The sequence below is a fragment of the Sphingomonas sp. LM7 genome (genome assembly GCF_002002925.1).
Classification (GTDB): Bacteria; Pseudomonadota; Alphaproteobacteria; order Sphingomonadales; family Sphingomonadaceae; genus Sphingomonas.
In genome coordinates this window covers 2,151,067-2,169,201 of record NZ_CP019511.1, presented here as the reverse complement: position 1 = coordinate 2,169,201, position 18,135 = coordinate 2,151,067, and the positions used below count along the sequence as shown (strand labels likewise).

Below are 18,135 nucleotides of genomic sequence, written 5' to 3'. Positions count from 1 at the left end.
CGTTCGCCATCGCGTCTAGGAGGCGGTCGAAGCGGTCGTTAGGGCTATCCATTGTTAAGCTCCTTCTCCCGCAGGATATCTGCTGCCTTTCCATGGTACGCAACCTGCTCGACTAATTTGCTGATACGGTCTCTAGCGGGCTGCCATTTCTCCCATTTGACCAAAAACCGGGCATGGCGAACTCTTGCGCCGTCATCCGAAAATGTATGCGGCAGCTTTGCGAGTTGCTCCGCCTCTTCTTCGGGTTGGACAGAAATAATGTGTGTCCAAACGTTCTGCTCATACTTACGCGCAACGTCAGCCCAGAACTCGACGCGGTGGAACCATTGCTCTTCCCGTAGCTGCCATTGGCGCCCGGCGTGATCGCCTGCGCCGTCCAAGCCGCGTAGGTTCAATAATTCGCCAGCGAGGTCCTCAACCGCCACAATCTTCCGGGGAAGTACTTGGAGGTCGCCTATGGCCTCTATCGCCATGTCAAACGCTCGATGCCGAAGTATGAGACGCCCTTCAAATGCGTTCAGCTCCTGCCTCCGCTGCTCCAAGTCGCCGTTAGTCTGCGCCAGTTCTTCCTTCAAGGCATCTATGGCGGCAGGTAGTTCCTCCAGTTTGATTATTCGTTCGATGACATCAGTTAAGATGTTCTGGGCGGCGGTCAGACGACGCTCTACGATCGCTATCTCCTGACTAACTTCGCCTGCCAGGTCAGCGCCTTTTGCCGCGGGAGAAAATGGGTCCGTTTGCGCCGAGCGGGAAGTTGCCCCCGAGGTTCGCCGAACGTACTCAAATAGGGCATAAACGAAGCCAAATAAGGCAACGAAGAGCCATCCCCACCAAGGAAATGCTGCGCCCGTCATGTTCCAAGTTTTCGGTAGAGTGGGAAGGCCGAACTGATCACAGCCAAATTGATAGGCAGTCGCGAATAGCGGCCCCCAGAATAGAACCTTCGCCGACCACGGGCGCAATATCTCCTGCAGCAAGTCCTTTCGAGACTCCGGCATAGCCCTTCTACCCCCTCCGACTCGCGGTTCGCGAGCGCCCTCATTGTCCGGCCTCTACCAGACATTGGGGTACATGTCCAAAGGGGATAAGTGCCGGAAAGTGTTTTGTTCGCTGTTTGTTCTTTTCTCAGCCCGAGTAAGTTAGGTCCGTCGCGTGCGGAGTGACCGAGGACAAGAAGGGAAGCGCCTATGCCGCGAGCGTCGGAGGACAGCGAGGTAAGCGATGGCCGGAACCACGATATTGTTGCTGTGACTTGCACCGCGCGACGGCTTGACTTAGCTTGTAGCTAAGGGCCGTGGATAGATTTTACTGCCGAGTTTCTTGGCAGCTGAGAAGTATGCGAGCATCGCTCGCTAATACGATCCAGCAATGATGATGCGCTTTGAGTTACACATGCGACACCGCGTCGCCTAAGGAGTGTCCACGGCCCGATGCTCTCCGATCTCAAGGCCTGCCAAGATCGAAAAGGGTTAGCCATATTACTTGGCGTGTCGCCGAAAGAATTCGCGTATACGCTTTTTCATATTCCAGGCGATCAGAAATACGAATCATTTTGCGTTAGCAAAAAGAACGGTGGCACCCGGAACATTTTGGCTCCAGTGCCAAGATTGAAGTGGCTTCAGCGAAGGCTGCTAGAAATATTATATCAATGCGCGGAGGATATATCAGTAAGTGCAGGTGAATCACCTAATTTGCACTTTGGGTTTCGTCCGCAATTTAATATTTACGAAAACGCATTCGTCCACCGTCGACGCAGGTTCGTATTGAACCTTGATATCGTCGATTATTTTGATCAATTCAACTTTGGCAGAGTGCAGGGATTTTTCCTAAAAGATAAGAATTTTGAACTGGTGCCGGCTGTCGCCACCGCGATAGCGCAAATCGCGTGCTTCGATAATAAGCTGCCACAAGGGAGCCCTTGTTCCCCGCATATCGCCAATTTAGTTTCTCAATTTTTTGATAACCGCATGGCGAGATTCTTGCGATCACGACGATGCTCGTATTCTCGATATGCTGATGACATCACCATATCTACGAATTTGCGCGTGTTCCCCTCAGATGTTGCTGAGGCTTCCGACTCTCCGCAGGGTTGGCAAATATCTCCAATACTGACGGATATATTTCAAAGAAGCGGTTTTGCAATTAATGATACTAAGGTTCGGATGGGAGTATTTCATAGTAGGCAAACCGTCACAGGCCTAACGGTGAACAAGCACCCAAATATATCGAGAGATTTTTACTTGAATTCCCGCGCGATGTGTAACTCATTGATTAAAAGCGGTAGTTTTATTGTGCAGGACATTTCCGGTAGTTTCGGAAACAGCTGCAACCCCGACTTGCCTCCACCTATAAAGTCACCATTAATGGTGCTGGAAGGTAGGTTATCTCATATACATAACATCAAAGAGAAAAATGACGGAAGAGATCTTAAGTATAAGCAGGCAAGCCCAACTCAATTCTGGAAACTACTACGGAAGTTCTATCAGTATAAATATTTTGTAATAAATGATTACCCCCTCATTATAACTGAGGGGCCTTCGGATATTTTCTATCTAAAGAGTGCGATTAGAAACACGAAACTTCTTGTTCCAAATCTCTACGCTGATGAGAAAGGTGGACGCCGCATCCTGCCGCAGTTCTTTAATCTTTCAAATCTTCCATCAAAAGTTCTGGCTCTCAACGGAGGTGCCGGAAATATAAAAAAGTTTATTCATCAGTATTCAATTGAGATGAGGAATTTCTTTACGCTAAATCGTACAAATCCTGTCGTCATGGTTGTGGATAACGACAGTGGTGGAGAGGATGTTTTTGGTCAAATCAAAAAGAGTTTTGGATTGTCCGTAAAAACATCAGATAAAGACTGCATGGTAAAGGTGAGTGATTATCTATATTTGATAAAAACGCCCCACATTGGTCCTCAAGACAAAACAAGCGTGGAGGATATGTTGCCATCTGCAGTTAGGGGCGTAGCCCTAAACGGGAAGACATTTTCGACTGCGTCGAAATTTGATACGTCGAAGCATTTTGGAAAGGTCGCGCTCGCCAGCTATGTGCACGCCAATTCTGGGTCGGTTGATTTTTCCGGATTCGATCCTCTTCTGCTCGCTCTAGATCGGGCAATTGCCGACTCCAAAAGCTAATCACTCCGCCGCCACCGTCTCCCGAACCTTCCCCCGCTCCAGCAACGGCGCCAGATAGCGCCCGGTGAAGCTCCGCGACTCCTTCGCCACGGCTTCCGGCGTGCCCTGGGCGACGATCTCGCCGCCCTTGACCCCTCCCTCCGGGCCGAGGTCCAGCACCCAATCCGCCGTTTTGATGACATCGAGGTTGTGCTCGATCACCACCACGGTGTTGCCCTGCTCGACCAGCGCGTGGAGGACTTCGAGGAGTTTGCGCACATCCTCGAAATGGAGGCCGGTGGTGGGCTCGTCGAGGATGTAGAGCGTCTGGCCGGTGGCGCGGCGGGCGAGTTCCTTGGCGAGCTTGACGCGCTGCGCCTCGCCGCCCGAGAGCGTCGTCGCCTGCTGGCCGACCTTGACGTAGCCGAGGCCGACTTCGGCGAGCATCGCCATCTTGTCGCGGATCGGGGGGACGGCCTTGAAGAACTCGAACGCGTCCTCGACGGTCATGTCGAGCACGTCGGCGATGCTCTTGCCCTTGAACTTCACTTCGAGGGTTTCGCGGTTGTAGCGCTGGCCGTGGCAGACGTCGCAAGTGACGTAGACGTCGGGGAGGAAGTGCATCTCGATCTTGAGCAGGCCGTCGCCGGTGCACGCCTCGCAGCGGCCGCCCTTGACGTTGAAGCTGAAGCGGCCGGGCTTGTAGCCGCGCGCCTGGCTCTCGGGCAGGCCGGCGAACCAGTCGCGGATCTGGGTGAAGGCGCCGGTATAGGTGGCGGGGTTGCTGCGCGGGGTGCGGCCGATCGGCGACTGGTCGATGTCGATCACCTTGTCGAGATGCTCGAGCCCGGTGACCTTGTCGTGCTTGCCCGCGAGGATGCGCGCGCCGTTGAGCTGGCGCGCGGCGGCGGCGTAGAGCGTGTCGATCGTGAAGCTCGACTTGCCCGAGCCCGAGACGCCGGTGATGCAGGTGAAGGTGCCGAGCGGGATGCTAGCGGTGACGCCGGTGAGGTTGTTCGCGGTGGCATTGTGGACGGTGAGCTTCTTGCCCGATCCCTTGCGGCGCTTGGCCGGCAGGGGGACTTCGCGGCGGCCGGTGAGATAGTCGGCGGTGATGCTGTTCTTGTTGGCGAGGACGTCCTCGAGGCTGCCGTGCGCGACGATTGCGCCGCCATGGACGCCGGCCCCGGGGCCCATGTCGATGACGTAATCGGCGGTGCGGATCGCGTCCTCGTCATGCTCGACGACGATCACGGTGTTGCCGAGGTCGCGCAGGCGGCGGAGCGTCTTGAGCAGCATGTCGTTGTCGCGCTGGTGGAGGCCGATGCTCGGCTCGTCGAGGACGTAGAGCACGCCCGAGAGGCCCGAGCCGATCTGGCTGGCGAGGCGGATGCGCTGCGATTCGCCGCCCGACAGGGTGCCGCTGGTGCGGTTGAGGTTGAGATAGTCGAGGCCGACATTGTTGAGGAAGCCGAGGCGCTCGTCGATCTCCTTGAGGATCGCGCGGGCGATCTCGCGCTGCTGGTCGGTGAGGTCCTTGGGCAAGTCGGCGAAGAAGGCGAGCGCGTCGACCACCGAGAGGCTGGTGACGCTGGAGATGTCGCGCATCGCGACCTTGACTGCGAGCGCCTCGGGCTTGAGGCGGGCGCCGTGGCAGGTCTCGCAATGGTGCGACGCCTGGTACTTGCTCAGCTCCTCGCGCATCCAGGCGGATTCGGTCTGGAGCATGCGGCGGTTGAGGTTGCCGATCACGCCTTCGAACGGCTTCTTGACGTCGTACGACTTGCGGCCGTCGACGAAAGTGAGGGTGACGGGCTTGCCGCGGGTGCCGTGGAGGATCGCGTAGTGGATCTCCGCGGGCAGGTCCTTCCACGGCGTGTCGAGGCTGAAGCCGAATTCGCGGGCTAGGCTGCCGAGGACCTGCATGTAGTAGGGGCTGGGCGGGTTGGACTTGGCCCAGGGAACGATCGCGCCCTTCTTGATCGTCAGGTCGTGATTGGGGACGACGAGGTCCTCGTCGAACACGAGCTTTTCGCCGAGGCCGTCGCAGGCGGGGCAGGCGCCCTGCGGGGCGTTGAACGAGAATAGCCGCGGCTCGATCTCGGCGATGGTGAAGCCGCTCACGGGACACGCGAACTTCTCGGAGAAGACGATGCGGTTGGCGGGGATGCCGGCGTTCTTCATGTTGCCGCCCGACGCGGCTTCGGCTTCGCGGCCGGGGACGACGCCGTCGACCAGGTCGACATAGGCAAGGCCCTCGGCGAGCTTGAGCGCCTGTTCGAACGACTCCGCGAGCCGCGTGGCGATCTCGCCACCCACGACGAGGCGATCGACGACGACTTCGATGTCGTGCTTGTACTTCTTGTCGAGTGCCGGGGCTTCCTCGATCAGATAGGTTTCGCCGTCGATGCGGACGCGCTGGAAGCCGGCCTTCTGCCACTCGAGCAGCTCCTTGCGATACTCGCCCTTGCGGCCGCGGACGACGGGGGCGAGGAGGAGCAGGCGGGTGCCCTCGGGGAGCGTCAGGACGCGATCGACCATCTGGCTGACGGTCTGCGCGGCGATCGGCAGGCCGGTCTCGGGCGAATAGGGAATGCCGACGCGCGCCCAGAGCAGCCGCATGTAATCGTAGATCTCGGTGACCGTCGCGACGGTCGAGCGCGGATTGCGGCTGGTGGTCTTCTGCTCGATCGAGATCGCGGGCGACAGGCCCTCGATATGATCGACGTCGGGCTTCTGCATCAGTTCGAGGAACTGGCGGGCATAGGCCGAGAGCGACTCGACATAGCGGCGCTGGCCCTCGGCATAGATGGTGTCGAAGGCGAGCGACGATTTGCCCGAGCCCGACAGCCCGGTGATGACCGTCAGCGTATCGCGCGGGATATCGATATCCACGCCCTTGAGATTGTGCTCGCGCGCGCCGCGGACGGAGATGTGAGTAAGCATACGGAGGCCTGACCGTTCCAGTTATGTTCCGAGTATAAGGAGCACGTTCCGGAGGTCAACGCGCGATCGGGATGTGGGGGTGCGGTGGGCGAGCGGCAAGGGTGACGAATAGTTGCGTGGGCGTGACGGGCGTCACGCGCACAAGATCGGACTTGTCGCAACATGCATGAGTACCCAGCAGGAGTTGCTACCATGCAGTACCAGATCACTGTCGAATCCGGTGACCGCACGGCGGCCCGGTGGATCGTCGAAATCTACGCGGAGAATGCCGACGACAATATCCCGATCCGATGGGATGAAACCGGCCTGATCGGCCGGGTGGAGCTCGCAGATGGCTTCCACCAGATGACGATCACCGCGCGTAGCGGGCAAAGCGTAAGCGTCAGCTTGCGGCCTTCGCCGACTATCTTTTCGCCTCCCGGACTGCAGTGGCCGGTCAGCGTGACGGCGGCCGCCGGCATGGGCAACCAAGCCGACAAGACCGTCCATTTTCTCACGGGAGCCGGCGCATGACGCGGAGCGCTTCACTAGCGACGATCGCTTCCACACTCACCGTCTTTACGGGAACCGCGGTTGCGCAGGTCGCGCCACCCGCGTCGGAACAACTACCGCAGGGTCGAGGCATAGAGAATGGGCGCCCAGCACCCGGACCTGCCGGTCGAACGGAGAACTTCGTCCAAGGCGCCGATTTCGACTACGAGATTAGCGAAGACAGCTCGAGTGCCTCGGTGCAGGTCGGCGGCTATACGACCAACACAATCCAGGACACCACGGGGACCAGCAAGGTCGATGACAGTTGGGCATTGCGATTGGCGGTGCCGATCGGAGGCGCATCGGATCTGACCAAAGCCACGCTCGATGGTCTCGCCAATGGTGCCGAACTAAGCTTCACATGGAGCCGTTTCGGCTTTCGCGGGGCCGGGGCCGGGATCAGGTCAGAAGCTTTCAGGGAGATCATGCGCGAGGCGAGGGATCGATGCCTCGCTTCCATCGAGAGCGCAGTCGCGGTCCTCGCTACAGCGGCAATCGAGGCGGCCGACGCCGAGCTTGCCGCCCGCAGGCGGTTCGGCTTTTCGCCCGTTCTCGATCTAGATGAGGTGCGCGCTGCGATGCTCAAAGGTGCGCGCGATGCGGCGGCGAAGCTCGATTTGGCTCCGCCGGGACCGATCGTGGAGCTGATGATCGAGGCAATGGCCGAGAAACTGCCCGCGCAAGTTCAGACACGCGAGGAGCTGGAAAGCGCGCTGACGCGACTTTCGAGTGAAGCTCAAGCCGCCATCAGAGCCAAGCTTGCAGTGGCGACCGAGAAGGATGCGCCAGGTCCCATACGCTTTTGGCTCCTGAGGGATCGCTACTGTCACGCCGTCAAAGATCGCCTGTCTGAAGATGGTGATTTCGCCAAAGCATATGCCCGGCCGCCAATAAGCCGGATCAACCGAATCTATCGTGCTCCGATGTGGCGCTATGGCGCGACGGGCTCGGTCGGTCTGGCACAATTCAAGTTCATCGATTCGGCCAGTCTCTCTGAGCGGGCCCCTAACAAGCCGCAATTCAAGGTTGCCGCTTTCGGCGCGTGGTATGGCGCGGACGGGGTCAGCGCGGTGCTGCTCGGCGCCGAATACCAAAATGCATTCGAAGCCGCCGAGGACGCGCTGGTCTGCAAGCCGGTGGTTGTCGATCCCGAAGAGGATTGCACCACGGGTGCGCCGACGCCGCCTGCGAATATCGAACGCGTCAACTTGTCCGTCGAATACCGACGGATATTCGACGGTGGCTGGGGGGCAGGGCAATTCGCGATCTCGCCCAAGGCGACGTTCGATACGCTCAGCAACGAATTCGTAGCGGAGCTGCCGATCTACTTCATTCCCCGCAAGGAGTCGCAATTCTCGCCGGGTTTACGGCTGTCTTATTCGAGCAAGACTGACGAGCCGAGCTTCGGCGTGTTCATGCGGACATCTTTCTGACCGCTCTCTCGCGCTGTTTGCACCCCGGGGTGCCCGAGCCATGGAGAACAGGATGACTCAGATCGACATTTTCTGCAGCACCTATATCGCGGCCGGGCTCGGCGTAGCCGAGCTGGCCTGGTTTTTCCTGGTGGCTGCGCTGGGTGCGGCGGTCATCGCCGTTATGGTCGACGCAGCGGTCAGACTGCGAAACTCCGCCGTCAAACAGAACTCGCCACCCGCAAGAGGGCTGGCGCCAGTCAATGAGATGGCCAACGCGCTGAACGGCCTGATCACCGCCTTAGCGACGGCGCCGATATGGCTCGCGCTTTTTGCCGCCGGCATCTTTGTGTTCTGGATACCTGGAACCGCGGTCTCAGGCGTGTGTGCGCAGGCAAAACCACTGCCGCAGCGGACAAAACCTGCGGCCCCATCTGGGGCGAGCAACACTTCCAGTGCCCCAAATGTCTCCAGCGAAGCCAATCCGACCAATAGCAATTGATCTAGAGCCAGCCCACTACGCCGCCTCGGTCAGCGCCTCGGTAACATCGCGCACCCGTGCCGCGCGTTCCTCGATCGCGCACACTTCCAGCGCGTCCTCGAGGTCCGCGGCGCGCGAGCCGAGTGCGGCTTCCTTGAACATGCCCGCCGAGCCGGCGAGCTTGTGGAGCAGGCCGCGCAGTTCCTCGATCGAGGCGTCGTCGAACTGGCCGTTGCGGGCGATGCGCTCGGCGCAGGCGAGGAGCTCGGCCTTGCGGGTTTCGTAGCGGGCGCGCAGTTCGGGGGAGATGGTGAGCCTGGGCACCGGCGCGGGGGCTGGGGCCGGCTCGGCCAGGTCGATTGCGGTCGTCGCGGCGCGGGCCCAGCGGCGGATGACCTTGCCGAGATCGGCGAGCTGGACCGGCTTGGCGATGTGCGCCTGCATCCCCGCGGCGAGGCAGGCGGCGACGTCGTCGGCATAGGCATTGGCCGTGAGCGCGAGGATCGGCAGGGTCTCGGCGCCGAAGCCCGCCTTGCGGATCTGCCGGGTCGCTTCGATGCCGTCCATCACCGGCATCTGCATGTCCATCAGCACCAGATCGAAGGGCGCGCCCGAACGGGCCGCGGCGGCGACGGTCTCGCATGCCTGCGCGCCGTCGGGGACAGTGACCGAGCTGTGGCCGAGCCGGGCGAGCATCGCCTCCATCAGCGCCTGGTTGACGTCGTGATCCTCGGCGAGAAGGATCTTGAGCGGGCGTTCGGGCTGATCTTCGCGCGCTTCGGACGGGGCGGCATGCGCGTCGGCAGGGTCGGCGAGGCGGAGGGGCACGCGCAGCGTGAAGCGGGTGCCGACGCCTTCCTCGCTGGTCAGCACCAGCGAGCCGCCCATCAGCGTGGCGAGGTGGCTGCTGATCGCAAGGCCGAGGCCGGTGCCGCCGAAGCGGCGCGCAGTCGATTGCTCGGCCTGGACGAATTGCTCGAAGATCGCCGCCTGGCGATCCTGGGCGATACCGATGCCGGTGTCGGCGACGGTGATCTCGATATGGGCGCGGCGATCGTGCCAGCCGCGCCGCGCCTCGATCGAGACGCTGCCATGGTCGGTGAACTTGATTGCGTTGCCGAGCAGGTTGAGCACGATCTGGCGCAGGCGCAGGCCATCGATCAGCACGAACATCGGCAGCTCGGGCTCGACATCGAACCAGATGCGCAGGTCCTTCTGCGCGGCGGCGGGCTCGATCAGCTTGACGCAATTGCGCAGCGCGTGGCGGAAGTCGACGCGCTCGGGGGCGATCTGCATCTGTCCGGCTTCGATCTTCGAAATGTCGAGAATGTCGTTGAGCAGGCGCATCATCGCCTTGCCCGAATCGACGATGAGCTGGGCCTGGCGCGCCTGTTGCTGCGTGAGCTCGCTGTTGAGCAACAGGTCCGCGAAGCCGAGCACGCCGTTCATCGGGGTGCGGATCTCGTGGCTCATATTGGCGAGGAAGCTCGACTTGGCGCTGGCGGCGGCCTCGGCGCGGGCGCGGGCGATTTCGAGGGCGAATTCGAGATGCTTGCGCTTGGTGACGTCGCGCAGCGAGGCGATGACTTCGACCGGCGCATTGGTCTCGGGATCGCGGACGAGGCCGCAATTGGCTTCGATCCAGGTCTCGTCGGGACGGCCGCGCTTGGTGATGCGATTGGTGGTGGTGCCGCGCTCGATCTCGCCGCGGACGAGGCGGGCGTAGAATTCGAACAGCGCCGGCCGGTCCTCGTCGATGACCAGCGCGGCCATCGAGGCGCCGACTGCCATTTCGGGCAAGGCGCCGAGCACCGGCTCGGTCGAAGGCGAGGCATAGGTGATGACGCCGTCGAGATCGATGCGGAACACCGCGTCGGTGGCGTTCTGGGCGAGCAGCGCGAGCTGCGCCTCGGCGATCTCGCGGCGCGCGATGTCCTGTTCGAGCTGGTCGTTGGCGTCGCGCAGCGACAGCATCCGCTCGCGGCGGTCGCGCAGCACGAGCAGGGCGAGCAGGAGGACGAGGAAGGCGCTGCCGACGAAGGCGATCTGGACGGGCTGTTCGAGCGCGTTGGCGCGATCGAGGCGCTGAGCGAGCAGGCGTTGTTCCTGCGCTTCGATCTCGCCGACCACGCCCATCAGCCGGGCGGTCGCCTCGCGCGCCTCCGCGCTGTCGACCATGGCGACGGCGTCGGCGGTGCGGCCGATGCTGCGCAGCCACATCGAGCGCTGCGACGCGGCGAGGCGCGCCTGCATCAGCGAGGCGAGGCGGGCGACGCGGATGCCCTGATCGGGATTGTCGGTGGTCATCGTGCGCAGCGCATCGAGCTGGATCGGCAGGGCGCTCCGCTCCGCCTCTACCGCTGCCTGGTTTTCCGGGTTCGGGGTGAGCAGATAGCCGCGGCGAAAGACTTCGGCGCGCAGGCTGATGATGCGGACCTTGGCGAGACGTTCGGAGACGGCGAACGTATGGCGGACCCATTTTTCGGCGCTCTGCTTCTGCCAGGCGAGCCAAAGCCCCGAACCGGCACAGCAGATCAACAGAATAAACACCGTCACGAGCATCGTTCGCGAGCGGCGTCGATTGGCGTCCATCATCATCGAGTTCCCTGAAACTCCGATTCTTACTATAGAGCGAAATCTCCAACTTTCGGTTGAGGGGGACAACTGGCGGCGCGCGCGATTTATCCCTGCGGTGCGACCGCAATCGGTTCTCAGGCGTTATAATGGGGTGTGGCGCGGGACGCCGCAGCGGAGTTTCGAGGTAGGCCATGGCACGGATCATCATCGCGGACGACGACGAGATCGTCGGCGAAATGGCACGCGACGCGCTGATCGCGGCCGGGCACGGCGCGGGGCTGGTCAGCAACGGCGCCGATGCGCTGGCGATCGTCAAGGCGCGCCGGCCCGACCTGCTGATCCTCGACTGCAACATGCCCGAGATTTCGGGCGTGCTGCTGGTCCAGGAACTGCGCAAGATGCCCGAATATGCCGATCTGCCGGTGATGATGCTCACCGGGCGGCGCAGCGAGCGCGACGAGGAACTGGCACGCTTCGCCGGCGCCAATGATTACATGAAGAAGCCGTTCGACCCGGACGAGCTCGTCTTCCGCGTCGAAGAACTGCTCGCCGCGAAGCGCTGAGGCCCGATCATGGCACGCATCATCTATGTCGAGGACGACGATCTGGTCGGCGCGATGGTCCAGCAGGTGCTGACCGATGCCGGGCATCTGATCGGCGTGATCGGCCACGGCACGCTCGCCTATGAGACGATCGCCTTCAAGAAGCCCGACCTGGTGATCCTCGATCGCGGGCTGCCGGGGATGCAGGGCGTCGATATCCTCACGGCGCTGCGCCGGCTGCCCGGGCTGTACCTGACCCCGGTGCTGATGCTGACCGCCAGGGGCGGCGAGGCGTCGATCGACGAGGCGATGGAGGCGGGGGCCAATGACTATCTGGTCAAGCCGTTCGAGCCCGAGGAACTGGTCCGCCGCGTCGAGCAGGTGCTCAAGAACAATCTATGGCGGCGCGCCGAATAGATCCTGTCGATTTGTTGCAGAGCATAGTCATCCTTTGTTCAGCGCATCGGGCGGAAGCTGGCGCGCATAGAACAGAGGGGAGACGGGCTATGATCGCAAGAACCGCGGCGCGGCTGGGCACGATAGGCGGCGCGCTGGCGCTTTCGGCGTGCATGATGCCGTATGGCGGGCTGTACGAAGCGCCGCCGGCGCCCGCCTATAGCGACATCGAAAGCCCGGACCTCTACGCCTTTATCGACCGCGCGGACTCGCTGTGGGGCGCGATCGGGGACGCGCCGCCCGATTATGCCTTTTCCTTCGACGGCACCGAGCCCTGGGCGTGGGAAATGCCCGACGGGCACCGCATCGTCGTCGAGGAAACCGGCGACGGCATCGAAAGCTATTATTTCTCCCCCGGCGACGAGGGTCCGTTCCTGGCGGTGCGGCCGGGGATGAGCTTCGGCTTCGAAGGCGAGACGGTGGCGGTGGTCTATGGCCCCGACGGCGGAGCGGTGCCGCGCGATGCGGGCGCGGCGCATCTCGGCGAGGGCGCCGAACGCTATGCGCGCGGCCGGATGTTGCTGCGCGCGATGCTACAGCGGCAATGGCGCGAAGTCGACAGCCAGGCATGGATCGACACCGGCCCGATGATCTGGGGCAGCGTGGCGCTGTGGGACGGCGGCTGGCAGCGGCATCCCGGCTGGGGCCGTCACCGCGACCGGGTGCGCGAAAGCGACTGGCGCCATCGCCTCACCGCCGAACGCCTCCGCCGCGAGGCACTGGCCGAACAATTCCGCCGCTGGCGCGAAGGCGGCTTCCAGGGGCCGCCGCCGGGCCGCTTCCACAAGCCCGGCGTCGGCCGGCCCGGGCGACCCTTTGCGCCGGGCGTCGTGCGGCCGGGAGTCGATCGGCCGCGCCAGCCGGGGCAGGGCGGAAGGCCGCCGGGCGCGCAGCCGGGCAGGCCGCGCCCGCCCGAGGCGGGGCAACCGGCGCGTCCCTGGCAGGGGCGGCCCAACCGGCCCGCGCCGCCGGTCGTGACGCCCGATGCGCCGGGCGCGACGCCGGTGCCGGGGGCCGGAAGGCCGCAGCGTCCCGGCTGGGGCGGACGTCCGCGTCCCGAGCGCGGCGATGCCGAAGCCGGCGGGCGGGGACGCCCGCAAACGCCGCCGATGGGCGGCGCGGTTCGCCCGCCGCGTCCGGAAGGCGCGGGTCCCGGCTGGTTTCGCCCGCGTCCCGAAGGTTCGGCGCCGGCGGTGCGGCCCGAGCGTGGCGGTGGCCGGGCGGAGGGTGCGCCGAGCCAGCGTCCCGAGCGGAGCGAGCGCCCTGCCGCAAGCCAGCCGCGTGCCGCGCCGCCGGCCGAGGCACCGCGTCCTTCGCCGCCGCCGGTATCGCGGCCGTCGACGAGCGAAGGCGTGCGCGAGCGGCGGGTGCCTGATCCGGACTGACGCTCAGGCGGGCTTGAACGGAATCAGCGTGTCATATTGGGCGAGCGACGGCGCCGCGGCGATCACGCAGCGGTGGCGCAGCAGAAAGGCGTGGCGAACGATCTCGGCCTGCTGCTCGAGCCCGTATTTCTCGAACGCCTGTCCGGGCTTGAGCGCATAGTCGTAGCGGCAGAAGGGGTGGCGCTTGAGCGGCAGGAAGATGCCCTTCTGATGCTGCCAGATATGCGTCATCTCGTGTATGAAGAGCGCCTGCACGCCGATCGGCGACTGGCTGAAATCCTCGTGATAGATCCCGCTCTTGGGATGGAAGTGGATCGTCCCCATCGGCGCCATCGTGGTGTTGGCGGGCTGGAAGAAGATCCACTTGCTGTTGGCGACGCGGGCCTGCGAATAGTCCACGGCATTGCCGAATACCGAGGCGCAGAGGCGGGTTTCACCTTCGGTGAGGGAGCGGGCGGTCATTCCGGCAGCATGAACACTTGCCGGGACTTTGTCACCGGGGTTTGTCGAATGGCAGGAGATGGCGGCCCGCGCGGGAAGGGGAGCAAGTGGGTGGGACGCGGACGGTCCGCTGTCGGGAAGCTGGGCCACGATGGGTGCCGTTAGCGGCCGCCCGTCGCAAACAACCGCAATGCGTCCAGGTGCGCGCGATGGCGGTGGCAAATCACCGTCGAGTCAGATGCGAGAACCAGAAGCATAGGACAGCAGCCAGCCAAAGCATCGAAAGGGCAAAGGCCTGCCTCCCAAGAAAGACAAAGAAGAAAAGACCGTGACCATAGGGATGCAAATGAGGAGCGGCATAATATTCGGCCAAGGTGACGACGCCGTCGCCCACCCACCAGAGTGGTAAAAGCCATCCGACCGAAACAAGAGTAAGCAGAACTCGTTGCCATGCGGGCCGCGATGGTCTCTCCACGTGATCCTCCCCGATTTGAAGCGCGCACCGTCGCATCCTGCGCTTGATGCATCAATGACGGCATTCCAGCACTTCCCGCCGCCTATTGGTCCGACCACAATGACCGGATGCGAACGACGGAGATGGATGGTTGGCGGATCGTCCGCTTCGGGAGCCATAGGCCTGTCAAATGTCGTTCCCAGCCGAATGATCGCGAATGGCTGCTAACGCCCAATCGCAGACGTTCGATCTGGCGAATGCACCGCCCTGAAGCAGACACGCGGGTGCCACAGGGCCGGGCCACAATTTTGGTTTAGCTGACCGCGAAGCCGCAGAGTTCGAGACGAAGCTTCAGGCTTTCATCCGCGCTGATTACTTGGACACTCGGCTGACGATCCTTCCCTTCCTTGGTCCACAGGAAAGGATAAAATGAGAGCGTCCCCTCGAAGGCAGGCAACGGTCGCATGGCGAACACGTCGAGATAAGTGAACGGCGCATACAGAGCGCTCAGGTCGCCTGTCAGACACCAATGGATAAAATCAGAATGGCCCACCCCGAGCGGCACCCAAACGGTATCGTCGGCTGCGAGGTGAAAGACCTGTCCCTGCCTCTCTGTTCCGAACCGTCCGCCATTGAGAGCAAACAAGCCTCCGAAAACATCGTCCCCGACAATAATTATATCAGGGTAGCTCCCATCCATTGGACATCCCGCTATCTTGGCGGTTTGAATTATCGAGCGTTCGGCCCCGGAGCCAAGTAGACGCACAAGGCCATCCGCGATCGATATACCGCCAGTTTCGTAGGCGAGAGTGCCGAGCATGGAACGAGTGGTGACCTGCAAACGCACCAACGTGTCGCCCGCCACTGCCTCGGCAGGCAAAAAAAGGATACCACCGTTACCAGCCGGTTCATCGATCCATTCGCATAAGAGTGGCAGTGCAGGCTCGTCACGTTCGAGAAGTTCGTCGAGTGTTCGCATCAGTGTCTCTCAAGCCGATGTCCGCTAGCGCTTCTTCTCGCTACAAAGCTGCCTGTCGGCAATCCACCCAAATTCGGACATTCGCATGCCATCCGACGGCTCAACGGCCCCGACGGCGAGCGTGGGGGAGGCAAAAGGCCGCTCCTGACAAGGTGAACGTCGGCACGCGACCGGCCATTGTCGGACTGCACTAACTGCCCAAGGCAAAGGATAGTGAAGTTACCACTTGACTATCAAATTCCAGTTATTAGTGAAGTCCAGGCTTCACAATGGGAGATACGGTATGTCTGCGATAGCGCACGCCAGCTTCGTGCTACGCCGCGAAATACCCGCGCCGCCAGCGCGCGTGTTCGAGGCTTTTGCCGACCCTGAAATCAAGCGGCGCTGGTTCGCCGAGGGTGACCAGCACGAAGTTGAAGAGTTTGCGAGCGACCTGCGCGAAGGCGCTACGGAACGTCTCCGCTATCGCTTCCGCGAAGGCACCCAATTCGCGGGCATGCGCATTGCGAACACGGACACGGTGCTCAACGTCGTGCCGGACGAACGAATTATCTGGGCGTCCAAGATGGCGTTCGGCGATGCTGACATCTCGGCGGCGCTGATCACGGCCGAACTCCTTGCCGTGGCGGCGGGGACAGAGCTTGTCCTCACGTTCCAGGGCGCCTTTTTCGAAGGTGCCGATGGTCCTCAAATTCGGGAAATGGGCTGGGAGACGCTTCTCGACAGGTTGGCCGGCACGGTCGCATAGCAGCGGCATGACTGCTTCCGATCCATCGGCAGACGCGGGATCGATCCTGCAGGCTTTGGGCGATCCCACCCGGCGACGGATCGTGGAAGCGCTGGGGCAAGGGCCGATGTCCGTGTCGGCTCTGGCCAAGCCGTTCGAGATGTCGCTGACCGCTATCGTCCAACACCTGCACGTGCTTGAGCAGTGCGGACTGGTCAGAACCGAAAAGGTCGGGCGCGTCCGCACCTGCCAGCTGGAGATGGCCGGTCTGGACGCGCTCGCGCTTTGGATCGACGAACGTCGGCCGGAATGGCATCGCCGCCTCGATCGGCTGGCAACTCTCCTCAGCGGTAACGAACCCTGATGCTGCATTGGGGCTGATCACAAGGCGAAGAGGCCGATCGCGATGCCGGCCTGTATCGCTGCGATCAGCATCAGGTTCGTGGAGAAGGGTTGCTTGCGCGTCTTGTGGCGGAACAGGTGCCGCGCGGCGAAGGCGCCTGGAGAGCCGCCGATCACGGCGAGCCCGAGGAGGTCGGCCTCCGGGATGCGGCGGGAACCCGCGATCGCGCGCTTCTTGTCCTGCCAGAAGCGCAGCATCGTCCACAGGTTGATGCCGAGGATCCAGGCGAGCGCGGCTGCGAGCATCAGCCGTGCGTGGACCGAAGATGGTTTCGGCTTCGTTGCCAATCGGCCGACGGACCGTGCAACAGGATCACTGCAATATCGCACCCTGGGTCGCACCGTGATTGGTCTCTCGATCATAGGTGCGCTGGAAAGCTTCGATCTTGCCGGCCGCGGCAAGGAATTTGGCCTCGAGCTGGTCGCACCTGCTTCCGATGAGCGCGGCCTCGATTTCGCGCATATGGCGGTAGTGGATGCGGACATGGCCGGCTTCATGCTCGCGCAGCGCGGCGATGAAGGGCCTCCATTTGGCCAATATACGCTCGGGCACGACGCTTTCGTCGGCGAGCCTGGGCAGCGTGACGACGGCGCCGAGAGCGACTTTGAGCTTCGTGACCTTGCAGGCGGGGCCGGTGCCTAGCTGGAAAGGCCGGTAGCCCACCTTGTATCCCGTCGCGCCCATTGCCTTGGTGCCATCGGGGCGCGTGGGCGCATTCCGGGTCAGCGAGGCGTTGATCGACTCCTCGTCGGACCCGTGGAGGTCATAATATTCGACGGTGACGTTCGGCAGGTCGCGAAAGGCATCGGGCACCGCGGCGCGGGGGAGAGACTGCGCGCTTCCCGATACTCCCCACGGCGCAAACATAAGGATCAGCGCAGTGGCATAGCGAATTGTCGGCATGTCTACTCCGGCCCCGTTTCGGGCTGCCATGGCGGATCGTGTGGCGAAAGCGAACCCGGAATTGCCGCCTGCGCGTCAGGCCGCGCGGAGCCATTCCTCGGCTTTGCCGAGCGCGGCGGGGTCGTCGACATCGATCCAGCCGAGGTCGCTGCAGTCGATCGTCAGCGCCGTGCCCGCGGCGGCGAGGACGCGCATGCCTTCGGTGAGCGAGGGAGAGGGCAGGCTGTTGAGCGCGGCAAACAGGCCGGGGCCGATCGCGAAGACGCCGGTGTCGAAACAGTCGTAGTCGGGCAGATGCTTGCCGATCGCGACGATGGCTTCGCCTTGCGTGCGGACCGCGGTGACGTCGTCGAGATCGACCAGGTCGCTGGTGATGTTGCGGTCGATCGCGAGGCGGGCGCCGCTGCCGGCACCGGCCTGGGCGACGCGGGCGTAGAGCGCGGGATCGACGAGGTGGTCGCACATCGCCAGCACCGCCTCTTCGCCGGCCAGAGCGTGCTCGGCCGCCAGGGTCGAGACGCCGTTGGGCTGGCGATAGTCGGCGGTGCGGACGGTCTCGACGGCGATCGGCCAGGCGCGCGACGCAAGATGCGCCTCGATCGCCTCGGCTTCATAGCCGAGCACCACCACCACCCGTGCGAGCCCCGCGGCGGCGAACCCGGTGATCGCATGCTCGATCAGCGGGCGCCCGCCGACCGGGCACAACGGCTTGGAGGCCGCAGCGGAACGAAGGCGGCTGCCTTCGCCCGCGGCGAGCAGGACGGCGGTGGTGATCATCG

17 protein-coding genes are annotated in these 18,135 nt (G+C 62.9%); 9 read left to right on the top strand and 8 right to left on the bottom strand.

The window, feature by feature from the left end; all coding sequences use genetic code 11:
• Window positions 1-44 precede the first annotated feature (44 nt).
• Window positions 45-854 carry a hypothetical protein gene (locus BXU08_RS09735; RefSeq protein WP_150125489.1) on the bottom strand — a complete coding sequence of 270 codons (810 nt, stop codon included), beginning with the start codon at window positions 852-854 and terminating at the stop codon, window positions 45-47.
• 576 nt (window positions 855-1,430) lie between these two features.
• Here BXU08_RS09735 and BXU08_RS09730 point away from each other — a divergent pair.
• On the top strand, window positions 1,431-3,140 hold the full coding sequence (locus BXU08_RS09730; RefSeq protein WP_077509884.1) for a retron Ec67 family RNA-directed DNA polymerase/endonuclease: 1,710 nt from the start codon (window positions 1,431-1,433) through the stop codon (window positions 3,138-3,140).
• On the opposite strand, the gene uvrA is transcribed toward BXU08_RS09730, so the two are convergent.
• Window positions 3,141-6,065, bottom strand: a complete 2,925-nt coding sequence (uvrA, locus tag BXU08_RS09725) for an excinuclease ABC subunit UvrA (protein ID WP_077509883.1) — start codon at window positions 6,063-6,065, stop codon at window positions 3,141-3,143.
• A 192-nt stretch (window positions 6,066-6,257) separates the two neighbouring features.
• Here uvrA and BXU08_RS09720 point away from each other — a divergent pair, with 192 nt between their 5' ends.
• From BXU08_RS09720 to BXU08_RS09710, 3 genes are read left to right on the top strand one after another with little or no spacing between them, the layout of a single operon-like run.
• A complete protein-coding gene (locus BXU08_RS09720) occupies window positions 6,258-6,578 on the top strand; it encodes a hypothetical protein (protein ID WP_077509882.1) in 321 nt (106 codons plus the stop codon).
• Window positions 6,575-8,029 (top strand): hypothetical protein, encoded by a 1,455-nt coding sequence (locus BXU08_RS09715; protein WP_150125488.1) that lies wholly within the window; start codon window positions 6,575-6,577, stop codon window positions 8,027-8,029. Before BXU08_RS09720 ends, BXU08_RS09715 begins: the two co-directional genes overlap by 4 nt.
• A gap of 52 nt (window positions 8,030-8,081) precedes the next feature.
• On the top strand, window positions 8,082-8,510 hold the full coding sequence (locus tag BXU08_RS09710) for a hypothetical protein (RefSeq protein WP_150125487.1): 429 nt from the start codon (window positions 8,082-8,084) through the stop codon (window positions 8,508-8,510).
• Between the two features lie 15 nt (window positions 8,511-8,525).
• On the opposite strand, the gene BXU08_RS09705 is transcribed toward BXU08_RS09710, so the two are convergent.
• Window positions 8,526-11,045 carry an ATP-binding protein gene (locus tag BXU08_RS09705; RefSeq protein ID WP_171982483.1) on the bottom strand — a complete coding sequence of 840 codons (2,520 nt, stop codon included), beginning with the start codon at window positions 11,043-11,045 and terminating at the stop codon, window positions 8,526-8,528.
• Between the two features lie 212 nt (window positions 11,046-11,257).
• On the opposite strand from BXU08_RS09705, the gene BXU08_RS09700 reads away from it, so the two are divergent.
• The 3 genes from BXU08_RS09700 (at window position 11,258) to BXU08_RS09690 (ending at window position 13,449) form a co-directional block, all read left to right on the top strand.
• Entirely contained in the window at window positions 11,258-11,629 is a 372-nt protein-coding gene (locus BXU08_RS09700; protein ID WP_077509878.1) for a response regulator, read from the top strand.
• Between the two features lie 9 nt (window positions 11,630-11,638).
• Window positions 11,639-12,025: a response regulator transcription factor gene (locus BXU08_RS09695; RefSeq protein WP_077509877.1), complete on the top strand. Its 387-nt coding sequence runs from the start codon at window positions 11,639-11,641 to the stop codon at window positions 12,023-12,025.
• An 89-nt stretch (window positions 12,026-12,114) separates the two neighbouring features.
• Window positions 12,115-13,449, top strand: a complete 1,335-nt coding sequence (locus BXU08_RS09690) for a hypothetical protein (protein ID WP_077509876.1) — start codon at window positions 12,115-12,117, stop codon at window positions 13,447-13,449.
• Between the two features lie 3 nt (window positions 13,450-13,452).
• Here the strand turns inward: BXU08_RS09690 and BXU08_RS09685 are convergent, their stop codons facing one another.
• Together BXU08_RS09685 and BXU08_RS09680 are read right to left on the bottom strand one after the other, a co-directional pair.
• Complete coding sequence (locus tag BXU08_RS09685) at window positions 13,453-13,911, bottom strand: vgr related protein (protein ID WP_077509875.1); 459 nt, start codon at window positions 13,909-13,911, stop codon at window positions 13,453-13,455.
• Between the two features lie 746 nt (window positions 13,912-14,657).
• Window positions 14,658-15,323 carry a DUF2625 family protein gene (locus tag BXU08_RS09680; protein ID WP_077509874.1) on the bottom strand — a complete coding sequence of 222 codons (666 nt, stop codon included), beginning with the start codon at window positions 15,321-15,323 and terminating at the stop codon, window positions 14,658-14,660.
• Between the two features lie 226 nt (window positions 15,324-15,549).
• On the opposite strand from BXU08_RS09680, the gene BXU08_RS09675 reads away from it, so the two are divergent.
• Both BXU08_RS09675 and BXU08_RS09670 read left to right on the top strand, forming a co-directional pair.
• A complete protein-coding gene (locus BXU08_RS09675; RefSeq protein WP_216352862.1) occupies window positions 15,550-16,071 on the top strand; it encodes an SRPBCC domain-containing protein in 522 nt (173 codons plus the stop codon).
• A gap of 7 nt (window positions 16,072-16,078) precedes the next feature.
• Complete coding sequence (locus tag BXU08_RS09670; protein WP_077509872.1) at window positions 16,079-16,414, top strand: helix-turn-helix transcriptional regulator; 336 nt, start codon at window positions 16,079-16,081, stop codon at window positions 16,412-16,414.
• A gap of 17 nt (window positions 16,415-16,431) precedes the next feature.
• Here the strand turns inward: BXU08_RS09670 and BXU08_RS09665 are convergent, their stop codons facing one another.
• The 3 genes from BXU08_RS09665 to BXU08_RS09655 all read right to left on the bottom strand — a co-directional run bounded on the left by BXU08_RS09665 (window position 16,432) and on the right by BXU08_RS09655 (window position 18,133).
• Window positions 16,432-16,698, bottom strand: a complete 267-nt coding sequence (locus BXU08_RS09665; protein WP_077509871.1) for a DUF1294 domain-containing protein — start codon at window positions 16,696-16,698, stop codon at window positions 16,432-16,434.
• 67 nt (window positions 16,699-16,765) lie between these two features.
• The gene (locus BXU08_RS09660) at window positions 16,766-17,356 is read right to left on the bottom strand and encodes a DUF922 domain-containing protein (RefSeq protein ID WP_171982482.1); all 591 of its coding nucleotides are present in this window, start codon (window positions 17,354-17,356) and stop codon (window positions 16,766-16,768) included.
• 75 nt (window positions 17,357-17,431) lie between these two features.
• A complete protein-coding gene (locus BXU08_RS09655) occupies window positions 17,432-18,133 on the bottom strand; it encodes an NTP transferase domain-containing protein (protein WP_077509869.1) in 702 nt (233 codons plus the stop codon).
• Between the last annotated feature and the right edge of the window lie 2 nt (window positions 18,134-18,135).